The following is a 13,489-nucleotide window of genomic DNA, read 5'->3' as shown; positions in this document are numbered from 1 at the left end:
AGGCAAGCTTTACTAACCCTATTTATGGTGTGATTAGATTGGTGAGCCCGGCGGCAAGGGGTTGACCGTAAACTGACCCGGCCATTGCCCGGTTTGCCAATACTGCTTCATTTGCTGATGCAATACCGGCGCTTCCTGTAAATCACTCTTTTTATCCAGCCAGCGGGTAAAGTTCATCAGCGCAGACTGGATGTCCATTTTGGCTTCGGGCGCAAGCTGTGGGTCATCAAGTGCGGTAAACAAGGCATTAAGTGCAACCAGGCGCAGGCGACGTTGGAGCCCATAATCGCTCTCGCTTTGTTTGTACCAGTGCTGCTCCATGATTCGACTCACCAGTGCTCCAACACCAGGCAAAGCGCGATCATTTGCGGCTTGCCAGGACAGTCTGTTCAACCGCGTTGTATCAAGCAGCAGGCTAAAGGCGTAGTTGGCGGCAGATGCGGCAGCAGAGACCGGGTCCATCGCCAGGCCCATTTTTCCTTTAAATTGCTCGCGGGTGACATCATCGCCATAATTGGTTGGAGTAATCAGCTTTAGCAAGGTATCCGGCATGCGCAGAAACTCTGCAGACGTTGCATTGAGAAGCTGTTTCATCGCACGTTTTTGTTGCGCGGCTGGCACCGCGGATTGTCCGTGCGGCGTGTCATAATCTCCTTTTCGCTCATAACTGTATTCCAGACCGCCCACCTGCTTGGCTACCGCCACCAGCTGGTAGCGATGAAGCAGATACACCGGCACCAGTACATCTTCCAGCGACGACAAGCTGGCATGCTCAGGAATTGATGAGACACCCATCGACGCTAATGCCCGTTCCCGGATAGCCGTAATCTCATCATAAGCAGCAAGCGGGTCCTGGCCATTGTCCCACATATGGCCATTAGCCGAGGCGGTGGAAGATGAGCGCGTGTCAAAGTCTGTTTTGAAAGACAAATTCTGGGCACGAGCGTTGTCAATCTCCGCTGCCAGACCAGCTTTTTCTGCTTCTGGAGACGAGTAATCCTGATAACCGTAGGCAATAGCGTGCAGGTCCCATTTACCCATACCCTTGTCGTAGGCATCATCCAGTACAATTTTACCGTTTTTCAGCGTCACTTTAGGGTGTGGATAATCCATCACTGATTCGCGACCGTTTTCGCTGGCCGCAAAGTTGTGGGCAATACCCAGCGTATGTCCGACCTCATGTGCGGCAAGCTGGCGAATTCGATCAAGCGCCATTTCCTGCTGTGCTTTGGTATCTGCATCACCGGTAAACGGGCTGGTAAGCCCTTGTGCAATCAGGTAGTCCTGCCTTACCCGTAGTGAGCCTAACGTAACATGTCCTTTAATTATCTCTCCGGTGCGCGGATCAGTGACAGAGCTGCCGTAAGACCAGCCACGCGTAGCTCGATGCACCCACTGGATAACATTATACCGGACATCCATTGGGTCGGCGTCTTCAGGCAACACTTTAACCTGAAACGCATTGTCATAACCGATATCCGTAAATGCCTGACTCCACCAGCTCGCCCCCTCTTTCAACGCGCTCATTACCGGCTCTGGAATACCCGGGTCAAGGTAGTAAACAATTGGTTTAACAGGTTCACTATGCTTTGCCTCAGGATCCTTTTTATATAACCTGTGCCGGGTGATAAATTTCTGCTCTAAAGGCTCGCTTATTGCAGTTGAGTAGTCAAAATAGCCCGCCTTCCAGTAGCCGGCAAAAGGATGATACTCACGCGGTTCATAATTATCGTCAGGCAGTTTTACGAATGAATGATGGAGGTGAACAGAAATACTGGTTGGATCAGGGGTGACCTGCTCAACAAACTGACCGGGGTTATTTCCGGCAAACGTAACAACGGACTCCAGCTCGGTATTATCCTCAAACGCCTTACTTCTTGGTAAATATACAGCGCTACGACTCGCATCAGGCTGAAAACTGCCCTGTTGCTTTTGTTGCAGGCGCTGGCTAATGCCATGTACGTCAGAAAGCAGATAAGAAGTATAATCTACCAGTACATCATCGCCGTCTTCAGCCACCACCTCAAAACCGGCTATGACCGACTGCGCAAATGCTTCTGTGATGCTGTTATGCTCTGCTTTATTGTTGGAAGAGGCCTGATAGGTGGTATTTACCTGCTTAAGCAAAACTTTATTGCCGTGGCGGGTAAAAGAAACAATGCGGGTATCTCCCAGCTGACCACGATCAAGGCCAATGTCATTTGACCCCATGCCCTGAGGCAAGGACGTCTGAAACAGCATCTGGGTGTCCAGCTTGTCGATTTCAATGTATACGCGGTCCTGACTTTTGTCATAAAAGAAAGGGACATAGCCTGACTGCTCGACCATATCTTCAGTAAACGTGTCGATATCCGGCATTGCGTATGCTGTTATCGGTGAACATAAAACAAAGGCTGCAGCCCATAACTTTCGCAAAATAGTTCTCCTTTAATCAGGTTTTATACCTGCTTGAAATACCGCTTTTTTACTACGTTACCGGAAGGCTTGTGCTGTTGTCCATATGATGGGATTACCGGTATTGAAAACGGGGTTGATCTGCATCAATCCCAGAAGCGCTGATGTTATTTAGTATGCTTAATAGCGTAGACAGCCATTAATGGTATATGGGTGTCTTGAGTAAAATGACGACTATTTAGGACTAGACATGATTCAAAATGCGTATCAATACTGCCCTTTCGGTCGATGTCACATGGTTAAAAAAGAAATATCTGTACAGGCGCTTTGTTTGCCAATTACGACAAAGGAATGTTCAGTCATTACGTGCGCGGAAAGACCTGTTTTTGGCGCTGATGTAACATTGTCTTCGGTATTTACTCTACCAGGAATGACTTTAACTGAAAAAATGACGGAGTTAGGATGGATAGAACATACGCTAAAAGAAAAGCTGTATGTAACTGGCAAAGACAAAATATCCAGCGTGTTCGATACATCAACGCTGGCAATTAAAAATAAAAAACCTATCGTTCTGGTAAACTGTTTACAAGATCTGAGTGCAGCTCCTCTTTTTTGTTTTTATGAAATTGATAGATCGGAGCCACTAAGCACTTGCAACTAGTCTCAATGCGCTCTGCCTGTCGACCATGCGTTTTAACCCCGTCGTCCTGACATAGGAAGTCAGAGTATCGATAGCACCTGCAGCATGATGAAAACAGTGTTCAAAATTTTGTGTCACTTCCGGCCAGAATGAAGTATTGATTGACAGCGCCTCATGCAATTCATTTTTTCCTTCGGTACTGGATTGACGATTGTTTATATTTTTTGCCGTGTGCTGAACCAGGGCGAAATAGTCACTATGGCTACATGGCAGCACACCCCTTTTGCCTGGATTATCAGACTTACAGAAGGTGAGCAGCCACAAAATCGGCGTTTCTGTTTTTTTAGAGCAGAAGCGCTTTTTAAAACTGGTATAAGATGATGCTTCCGGGCTTACCGAAAGACCGGCTCTCATGGGGTTCAAGTCCACGTAAACCATACACGCCAGCAGAGCAGCCTCATCCAGTAGCGCCTGCATTTTAAACCGCCCTTCCCAAAAACGTCCGGTGCACCCGTCTTCTTCATTCGCCTTTCGGGCAATGTATTCATTTAACGAGCGCATGAACCAACTTATGTCCTGCAGCCTGTTTCGCCAGATATTCACCGTTTCCCTCAGGGTTTTAATTTCAGCAGGTGAATTGCTGACAGCAAAAGAGTTTTGCATGTACTTTCTGGATAAGCAGGTTCCCTTAAATAGTTTATGCCATCGCCTGATCACCTCATCAAGATCCCACTCTTCAGTATGCTTATTGTCTACATACAAAACCAGATGGGTGTGATTATGCATCACAGCATAAGCGCAAACTTTAACGGCAAATACACTAGCCAGGCGAGCAATTCTGTCTTCCACCCATTTTCTGCGGTGTTCATAGTTGCTCCCACTCACTGCATCTTTGCCACATAAATGAGCCCTGCGAACACAACGTGAAATACAATGGTAAAAATGAGTATTAGAAAGGTTTAGCTGGTGTTTTCGAGCTTGAGGCATGGCTATTTATCCAGTGTTTTTTTCTAAGTATTTCAGAATTACAAACACTGGAAACTGTACCTTGTACCAGTTTTTAAATAGACACCCATTAAAGTTATCATGGATGTCCACTACCTAACCGCTACTTTGCAACTATCGGCCGATGGCTGGACACTCATCGGCAGGCTAAATAGCGTTTATTTGTTAGCGTAAAGAGTTACGTTAATTGCAAAAATCATGAAACAACTGGGCTAGCCCGCTGTGCCTTTGGACCTGGGTTGCCACCATTTTTTCAAACGAGGTTTTGCTGCCAACCAGAATACAGCCACGTTTTGCCCTGGTAATCCCTGTGTACAACAGCTCCCTTGATAAAAGGGATGACATCTGGGAGGTGGTTGCTTCAGGTAAGAAAATCAGCACTTGAGAAAACTCCGAGCCCTGTGACTTGTGCACTGTCATGGCAAAAACAGTTTCCACTTTCGGTAACCGGCTCAGACTAACAGCCCGTACGCCATCGGCAGTCTCAAACCATGCCAGTAACTGGCCTTTGCTGTCAGGCCAGATCACGCCGGTATCGCCGTTAAAAAGATGCTGGGCGTAATTATTTTCTACAACCATAATGGGTCTGCCAGGGTAATACTCCTGATTGGCAGCAGCTTGAAAGAGAGTTTTTTCCACCCGTTGGTTCAACGCATCAACGCCTGAAGGGCCCTTTCGAACCGGCGTTAACCACTTACACTGCGTCAATACCTGAAGAACCTGTTGAGGCGTCTGGTCGATGTTTTTTAGCGAAGAAAAACATGCGTGTATCAGCTTTTCTGAAACCTCGCAAAAATAGCTTTCAGGTAGCGTGAATGTCTGCTCATTGTGAAGAAAGTTAGTCATATCGGCATCCGAAAATTCAGGACACCCTTGCCAGGCCTGCTCAGCCTGATCATTCTTAATACAGGTAGCGACCCGGGATAACGCACCTTTAAATCTTTGACTAATCGTAAGTGTCCTGACAAAGTCCAGAGAAACATACTGCGAGTCTACCGACTCCAGTTCAGGCAAGTGAGGACAAAGCTTATTCAAGTGTTGCTGAACAGGCTCGGAGGCTGTCCCTGCTTTTTGTAAAGAAATCAGTGATTCCAGTACACTGCCAGACTCTACCGCTGGCAACTGGTCAGCATCACCTACCAAAATGAGTTTACACCCAGGTTTTAACGCCCTGACTAGCCTGGCCATCAAGGCTGTATCTATCATGGATGCCTCATCAACAATTAAGACATCACACGGCAAGGGGGAGTCCGGGCCTTTAAGGGTTTGAACACCAAAGCGCTGAATACCCAACAGCCGATGTAACGTGAGCGCATCCGCTGAAACACTACTGATAAGGTTATTATCAACCGTTGACCTGAGCTTTTCTAGCGCCGCACCAACGGACTCATTCATCCGCTGCGCAGCTTTACCTGTTGGTGCTGCCAGTTGAATATTTAAGTCCAGCCCAAAGCATTGTTTCAGAGCAAGTAATAGTCTGGTCACCGTATACGTTTTACCGGTACCGGGCCCACCATTGATGATGGTAAAATTCTGAACCAATGCTGCAGCGGTAGCAACTTGCTGCCAGTCCTGGCCCTTATTTCTTTCTGTATTAAACATCAATGGCCACAGGCTTTTAAGCTTTTGATACTGCGTATCGTCCAATACATTTTTATGTGTTCTGCTGGCCAAAGCATTACAGATTTGTTGTTCAAATTTCCAGTATCGACGAGTGAATAAACGGGTATCATCAAGCATCATGACTGATTGCAAATCATGGTCTGAAATGGCCGATGTACAAGCATGTAAAAGTGTATTCAGATCGCCAAATGCATAGCCTTTGAGCGTTTCTTCTTCACTGTCAAATAAAGTCTGACTAGCCAGAAAGCGTAAATCGAGGCATGTGTGCCCTTTTCGTTGTACAAAAGACAACGCTATCAGCAACATAAACCAAATTTCATTGTTCTGACGGCCTGAAGTACAAAATTGCTGTGCGAAATACACATCGATGCTTTCTATCTCAGCCAACTCCTTTGTCAGAGTCGGGATTTCATTATATTTCATATCAAACTTGTCCAAAGGCATCGTCAAGAGCCCTGAGTTCTTCTGTGTCTAACTGGGTGAAGAAAACGCCGTTTTTGCTGGCATTATCCGGATGCATTCCCCGCAAATACAGGTAATAAACGCCCCCAAAGTGCTGTTCAGGAAGATAGTCGGGAAGTTGTAGTGACAAATAACGGTGCAGCGCTAGTGAATAAATGAGATATTGCAGATCATACAGGTGATGCGCATTGTTATTCATAAGTTTTTCTGGCGAATATTCGGAATAACTACTGCCCAGATGCGTAGATTTATAATCTGCAACATAATACTTTCCTTCCCATTCAAAAATAAGATCGATAAACCCATGCATGAGCCCTTCAAGGCTTTCTGCATTTCTGACAGGCAATGTCACAGAATGTTTTTGACCCAATTTTTGCCGATGAGATTTAAGCAGAATATCCAGTTTATAAAAATTTACCGATGTCATCGGAAAGTAGAATTCAGCTTCTTTTAAAGTGGCTGTCAGGTTTAGCTGCGCTAAACATAATCCGGTCTGACGAAGTGGTGTCTGCAGCACTTCTTCAATCCAGTCAAAGAAGCCAGGGATGTCATCATCGTCTATACCAAACCGGACAGCCATATCTAAACCTGCCTCTTCCCACTGTGGCTGACTAAAGTCATGCAGCTCAAGAATATCGTGTAGTAAGTTCCCTGCTGAGGCCCCTTTTTCAAAGGTAAATCGATATGGCAGCGGTACCTCATCAGCCGAAACGTTTGCATGGGTGTCTGGTATTTCTTCTTCAAGTTCACGCCGGGTTTGATTTACGGTCATCTGTCTGCGGGCAAGAGCGGAAAAAGAATAAAGACGCCAGCGCTCATTCACGTTACCGTTAAAGTCTTTCGCTACCAGAGGCTCGGGCTCAACGCTATTCACTTTATCGCGGTTCTGCAATGCGCTACTTTCAATCGAAACAAAGCGGGTATGTAAATTATTTTCGTTGTCTATACGCCTGAAAACTTCTTCCCATTGTTCATCTGATGTCATGCCCATTGCCACAGCGAGAGAGGATTTTTCAGATCCGTCAAAGGGGGCCACGCCAAGATAGCAGCGCTGTGCAGCACGGGTGACCGCAACGTACAACAAGCGCATTGCCTCGGCTTCGCCTTCCTGACGAACCTTTTCTATCGCGGCATCGTTCTTGCCAAGCTGTAATACCAGCCCACCAGCATCCTCGTCAAAGTAACGATATAACTGAATAAATTGCGGACCTACTTTAGCCGGGTCCCGGTAAATACTGGCAAATGGTACAAATACAACAGGATACTCAAGCCCTTTGGAGCCATGTTGCGTAACAATCTGAATCAGTCTGGCATCACTTTCCAGTCGCTGCGTCTGCTCTTGCGCTACATCCGGATTCGCTATCTGCCGATGTAACCAGATCAATAACTGCTCTGCGTGCGCCTGCTCAGACGATGCCCGCTCCAGAACTTCGGCAAGATGCAGATAGTTGGTTAAGGCGCGTTCGGTGTCATCACCCTTTGCCTGAAACTGATATTCGAGCATATGCAGTATCACTGCCATCGCCCCGCGCTGCTGCCACATCAGCTTTAACGTCGACACCCTGGCGATGACCTCATTCCATAATGTATCGTCTTCTTTATAAAGCAACTGGATCAACATTTCATGGCTAAAACCGAACAACGGGCTACTCAGTGCAGCAGAAAGCCGGTACTGGTCTGACATATGCCATATCCCGTCTAATACACGATACAAATCGTGAGCTTCTGCTGCGCCAAATAAGTTTGATCGATTACTGAGAAACACAGAGGCAATACCGGCTTTACGCAGTGCCTGCTGAATCACTTGTGCTTCCGGGCCGCTTCTTACCAAGATGGCAATATCCTGGGGAGCCAGAGGTTCATCACCTAGTGTAGCCTGCTTGAGTAAACGCAGTATCTCATCACTCACCCATTGAGCGATATCCTGCTGCAACTGAGCCTTGGCTGGCTTGGCGTCCGCCTGCGACGCCACATAAGCGTACGTTAACGCCGCCCGATCGCTGAGCGGATCACATAAAGGTGCACGATTAGCTTTAGCATAACTAGTAGCATTGACCGGCTCATACTGTATGCCATAGCCAAATACATCTTTCGCCTCCCCTGACACCGGCGCGCCATAAAAAAGACGATTATAGGCATTTACCATATCAGCCACAGAACGCCAGTTTGTATCCATCACCCAGCGATGGTCTGCTTGCTTTCCTGCTTTCAGATAAGTAAAAATGTCCCCTCCTCTGAACCCGTAAATGGCCTGCTTAGGATCACCAATCATCATCAATACCTGTTCCTGACACGGCGCAGCATAAATATTTGCCAGAATTTGATACTGATTGGCATCGGTGTCCTGAAACTCATCTATCAGGGCTGCCGGATACTTTTCACGTAACTGGACAGCCAATCGGGAGTCCGGCGCAGAAATTCTTTCGGCAAGCATGCTAATCAGGTCGTCAAAATCGACAATACCCTGTTGTCGCTTTTGCTGCGCAACATGCTCACTAATAAACGTAAAGCCCTTGGTAATCAGTTGTAAAACAGGCAGCTTTTCTATGGCTTTATCACGATCGGCTGTAAGTTGACTCAGTGTGTCTTTGACCTGCTTAGCAAGTGCTTTGAGCGGCTCCAGTAATACTTTTAGTTCTGGCTTACTGCGAAAACGCCCACCATGTAAAAACTTAGCCAGCGTACCCGGCGGTTCTTCAAGGTCTTCATCATGTAGCCAGTTCAGAATGTCAGACCACTGCTCCTGCCTGAGCGCCGAATCTTTTACACCACTGACCAGCCCTGTATCTATGGCCGACATGTGCGAAGAAATTTGCTGGATAATGTCTTTTTTCTGACTGGTTACCTGGACAGCCATCTTAGCTATAGAGCTTGTATAAGACGCTACAATTTCACTTTCAGACTGCACCACAGGGTTAAGGCCACTGCGAATCGCCGCTTCGAACTCTTTTTGTATCGCTTGTGGCGTGTGCCAGCCTGCTTCAACCAGTAGGTTGTAGGCATCTTCATCTGCTGCAATTTGTCGGATCCAGTCTTGTGCAGCAAGCAGATAATTATCACGAGTATCTGTTTCAAGACCCAGCTTCATCGCCGCGCCGCTGGTAAAGGCCAGTTCACCTAAAACACGGTTACAGAAACCATGAATGGTATATACCGACGCTTCGTCAAGTTCCAGCAGCGCTGCTTTGATAATATCCAGGTATGGCTGTCCGGGAAACGCCTGGTATAAGGCCAAAAAGAGCGGGTCGCCGTTAAGTGGTTCCACACTATCAATGGGTGCCTTACTTAATACGGGACTGACGCTGTCTGTACCGTCATTGTCTTTTGTGGGTGTCTTGATAAAAAAGGCATCATCGCTGTCGTTTTGGGTCGCTAAGATAAAGTGCTGCCAATAGTCAGCCGCTTCCTGAAGCGTATCAGCGATACGCCCCCGAATCTCTTCGGTCGCTGCATTGGTAAAAGTCATTACCAGAATTTGCTGAACACTAAGTCTTTTTTCCAGCAACATGCGCAGATAAAGTCTTGTTATATTAAAGGTTTTACCAGTACCAGCGCTAGCTTCAATAAGATGTCGGCCGTTTAACGGCAAGCCTGCCACATCAAGTGGTTGCGAGGTCACAATCGGGTGAGAGATGCTCATACCTTTGCCTCCTTGTAATTGGCAACCAGAGGCCTGAATAATGTTTCAAAAACATCGGCAGGCATCTCATTTACCTCAATCCCCTCAGGAAAAAACCAGCGGACGTAGGGATCACTGCCCAGCCCTGCTGAAAACATATTGTCGGTCCATACCTTTTGCCATTCATAGCGAGCTTCAGGTTCCTGAAGCCATTCGCTGAGGTGGATGTCTTTTGCTTTAGCCAACAAACTTAAGGCAACATCACTGAAATAACATTCAGGACCGCTGCCGAGCTTGGCAAAATATTCGCCAAACCATGTCAGCAGTTCACTGGCCTGCTCTTCAGTTACGGCCTCATAGCTGGCTTGTCGCAGCGTTGGCTGTCCTTTATCCCACTTTACAAAGTAAACGTTTAACGGCAACGCATATCCGGCGGCATTAAACACCAGCAAGGTAATAAACTGTTCCAGTTTTCTTTGTGTATTGTTGCCACTGCCTGTATGCCACATTTTCAGACACTGCCCCTTAAAAGCCGCGGCCTCAAGGGTAAATGCGGCGGACTTCCATACCGCCTGAACGATGTCATCCTCAGGACGATAAGCGCTTTCCATTAACAAATGAGTGGCATTTTCCCAGCGGGATAAAAGCGCATCTGATAAATGGGTGTCTGGTAGCTTGCCACTCATCCTTGCTGCGGTAATGATAGACTGGGTGTCCTGTTCCTGAGCATTTTCATCGCTAAGCGCCTCTGTTAAAGCCTGCATAACCTGATAGCGAACTAAGTTGTTTTCTTTAAATGGCTCGGCGTCTGATAACTGCGGTTCTGCGGTATCCAAATATACGCCGAGCACCGAATTCGCAAAATATTTAAGCGGATGGGTAAAGCTACGGGCGAGCTGGGCCGCAGTGAGATAATCTGGTAACGCTACATCAGTTAGTGAATCAGGCTTGGCATATGGCGCTCTGTCATGATGATGGCGCACTACTTCTGCCAGCCTCAGCCATCCTTTTTCGAACCCGGCATACTGGCCGGTAAACGACTGCGGACTGAACGGATGCAAACCTAACTGGCGTGTATGGCTGTCCTCAAACGCGTAGCCGGTTGTCAGTAGCCTTAACAGCTCTTTTAGCACCAGGCTGGGCTCCCGTTCACTGTTATCCTGAGCGCTGTTAGCCTGATAGCTCAGATACAGCACCTGACGAGCCGAAATCAGTGCTTCTAAAAACAGGTATCTGTCTTCCATTCGTCTTGAGCGATCACCAATTTTTCGACCATTCTCAGCCATTAAATCAATCGAAATAGGCTGTGACTGGCGGGGAAATTCGCCATCATTGAGGCCTAATATACAAACGACTTTAAACGGTATGCTGCGCATCGGGAGCATCGAGCAAAATGTTACCTGCCCGGTCAAAAAGTGGTTGCCGGCATCTGGTGAAGAGAACCGCTTCATCAGTACATCGCGTACCTGACGTAATGACAATACTTCTTCATAGCCAGCTTCAGCGCACTGACTAACCAGTTCAGTAGTGGCAGCAGACAGCGACTCCCAACTATCCAGCTGGTCTTTTCCCGGTGTAAAACAGTCATCACGCATCTGCATCAAATCACTATGCCACTGCGCTGCAGTTCGCGGCGTGTTGAGTGCCTGGGCATAATGTTTTAGCTGATAAACAAGATCAATAAGCTTACCCAACACTACGGTTGCCTGTCCTTCGGCATGAGGAATGGTAAGCAGCTTTTCATGCAACACATAGTCATCTTCTACAGCCATCCCCACCAACAGGCGTTCAAGTCCCCACAGCCAGCTGAACATGGGTGTCCCGGCATGGCCTGCCACCTGTAACTTATGCTGGGTGTCCAGCCCCCAGTGTACCGCAGCCTCCCGGAGCCAGAATGTCATGAGCTCCAAATCATCGGCGGTCAGGCCAAACCGTCTGCGCAGCGCTTCCATGCGTAAGTAGTCCATAATTTTAGTGACTTCGAAACGGCTGTCAGGCAAATTCAGTAACGATAAAAATGCCGCAATAAGCGGATCGGCATCAAGGGGCGATCTGTCTGCAATTGAACAGGGAATCTGCGGGGTCGGATGGGTGTCTTCTTCCAGTGAAAATACCGCGCTGACTGTGGGTGTCCCGACACGGTGGAATACCGCATCAATCATGGGCGCATATTCTTCGATGGCAGGACACATCACCACGATATCAGACGGCCCGATGCTACTGTCTTCGTTCATGATAGCCAGTAACTGATCATGCAGACCCTGCACCTCGCGCAACGGACTGTGCGCTTTCGTCAGAATAATACTGTTGTCTTCAGGATCAAATTCATCTTCGCTATGCGGTGCCAGCAGTGGGTTGATGCCGTGCAGAATATCCTGCTGCATTGTTGCCAGTCTTGATGGATGTCCTGCCAACTCGTCAGGCAGGTCGGTGTCAAACGCGCTCACTTCAAAGCTGTCCAGTTCGGTGAGCAGATTAAACAGATCGCGGCCCTGTTGGCCCAGATTACCTAACAAAGGATTATTCTGGTCAGCGTCTTTCCACTGCTCAATACCCTGTTGTCGTAGCAGCCGGGCTTGCTCCCGATCACTTTTGGCTTCCCCCCAGTAAGACACACTGGGGTTTAAATGAAATACATGGATGTCCGTGTGCGCTGACAATGCATCCAGGAACTGAACAAGCTGAGGGGCCATAGTATTGATGGCAAACACAATAATGCGTTCAGGCAGAGCCTCGCAGCCATCCTGTTGCAATTGATGAACTGCATCCTCATGTAATCGGGCCGGATGTAACGGCGCTTCCTCAACCAGCTTACGCCAGATAATAGCCTGCCAGGCTTCATCAGTGTGATCATCAAAAACTGTTTCCCCCCGCTCCCAGCTGAACAGCCAGTCTGGCCGGAACAGCTGATACTGCTCGAACACATCGGCCAGCGCGGTGGCAAACTGCAGGCGTTGTACGCCCTGCTCTGTCTCGCTGCCAAGATGCTGCCAATAGGCACAGACGGGGTCGGCTGCCGGTAAGGCACAAAAATCATCGCTTTGTACAATTTTATCAATTCGCCATACCAGCACTTCCCGTCGGTATACAGACTGCCGGGGAACTTTATCTTCACCCAGTACACTGCGGGCTGTATTCCACATAAACCTGACTGGCAGCGGAAATTGCAGGTTCATCGCGACCCCGCGCTGACGGGCCAGTTCCATATTCAGCCAGTGCTGCATACCCGGGCTTTCAACCAGAATCGTTTCAGGATGCAAAGGAGCGCCAGGCTGTTGCTTTAACAGTGCGCCAAGTAAATAGCTGAGGTGCTCAAGTTTATTGGAGGGATATAACGCTAGCAAAAGATAACCTTGTACGGGCTTTATTTTGCTTCATAGTAAGTCAAACCAGCCGTAACAACCAGTCTCATAAAAGATAAAAAGGTATTGAAATAATTGATGTATTTGAAAGCTGAAAAGAAAAAAACCCATACAGATCTCAGGACACGAAAAATCTGTATGGGTGAAGGTTACGGGCGTTAATCTGACAACCCTGAATCAGCGTTGCCTGGCACCGACAAGAGTTAGCGTCAGATCACAGCACAGTTAACACTGTAGGTATTACATCAACCATGCCAATAATTATTGGTCAACAATATCAACAACTTAATCATTTCTTTCGCTTTCTGGCACACAGGTTTCATTAATTTCGTGGTGCAAGCGCACCAAATTAACGCAGACAGCAATGCATCTTTGCAGTTGCTT

6 protein-coding genes are annotated in these 13,489 nt (G+C 47.7%); 1 reads left to right on the top strand and 5 read right to left on the bottom strand.

Features of this window, described 5'->3' with window-relative positions; translation table 11 throughout:
• Positions 1-33: 33 nt before the first annotated feature.
• The gene (locus EZV72_RS07710) at positions 34-2,358 is read right to left on the bottom strand and encodes a zinc-dependent metalloprotease (RefSeq protein WP_408640842.1); all 2,325 of its coding nucleotides are present in this window, start codon (positions 2,356-2,358) and stop codon (positions 34-36) included.
• A gap of 286 nt (positions 2,359-2,644) precedes the next feature.
• Between EZV72_RS07710 and EZV72_RS07705 the strand changes: the two genes are divergently transcribed.
• The gene (locus tag EZV72_RS07705; RefSeq protein WP_137166700.1) at positions 2,645-3,055 is read left to right on the top strand and encodes a hypothetical protein; all 411 of its coding nucleotides are present in this window, start codon (positions 2,645-2,647) and stop codon (positions 3,053-3,055) included.
• On the opposite strand, the gene EZV72_RS07700 is transcribed toward EZV72_RS07705, so the two are convergent.
• The 4 genes from EZV72_RS07700 to recC form a co-directional block, all read right to left on the bottom strand.
• Positions 3,038-3,883 carry a transposase gene (locus tag EZV72_RS07700; protein ID WP_408640831.1) on the bottom strand — a complete coding sequence of 282 codons (846 nt, stop codon included), beginning with the start codon at positions 3,881-3,883 and terminating at the stop codon, positions 3,038-3,040. The two genes, EZV72_RS07705 and EZV72_RS07700, sit on opposite strands and share 18 nt — an antisense overlap.
• A gap of 339 nt (positions 3,884-4,222) precedes the next feature.
• Entirely contained in the window at positions 4,223-6,085 is a 1,863-nt protein-coding gene (recD, locus tag EZV72_RS07695; RefSeq protein WP_175405072.1) for an exodeoxyribonuclease V subunit alpha, read from the bottom strand.
• Between the two features lies 1 nt (position 6,086).
• Complete coding sequence (recB, locus tag EZV72_RS07690) at positions 6,087-9,764, bottom strand: exodeoxyribonuclease V subunit beta (RefSeq protein ID WP_137166697.1); 3,678 nt, start codon at positions 9,762-9,764, stop codon at positions 6,087-6,089.
• A complete protein-coding gene (gene recC / locus EZV72_RS07685) occupies positions 9,761-13,087 on the bottom strand; it encodes an exodeoxyribonuclease V subunit gamma (protein ID WP_175405071.1) in 3,327 nt (1,108 codons plus the stop codon). Before recC ends, recB begins: the two co-directional genes overlap by 4 nt.
• Positions 13,088-13,489 lie beyond the last annotated feature (402 nt).

This window comes from Salinimonas lutimaris (genome assembly GCF_005222225.1).
Taxonomy (GTDB): Bacteria; Pseudomonadota; Gammaproteobacteria; order Enterobacterales; family Alteromonadaceae; genus Alteromonas; species Alteromonas lutimaris.
Note: the sequence above shows the minus strand (reverse complement) of the source record. Positions and strands in the feature narration are given on the sequence as shown.

Bases quoted from the DNA above. Each gene is read 5' to 3' on its own strand.
- EZV72_RS07710 (WP_408640842.1), bottom strand. From the start codon at position 2,358: ATGCCGGATATCGACACGTTTACTGAAGATATGGTCGAGCAGTCAGGC.
- EZV72_RS07705 (WP_137166700.1), top strand. From the start codon at position 2,645: ATGATTCAAAATGCGTATCAATACTGCCCTTTCGGTCGATGTCACATG.
- recD (WP_175405072.1), bottom strand. From the start codon at position 6,085: ATGAAATATAATGAAATCCCGACTCTGACAAAGGAGTTGGCTGAGATA.
- recB (WP_137166697.1), bottom strand. From the start codon at position 9,764: ATGAGCATCTCTCACCCGATTGTGACCTCGCAACCACTTGATGTGGCA.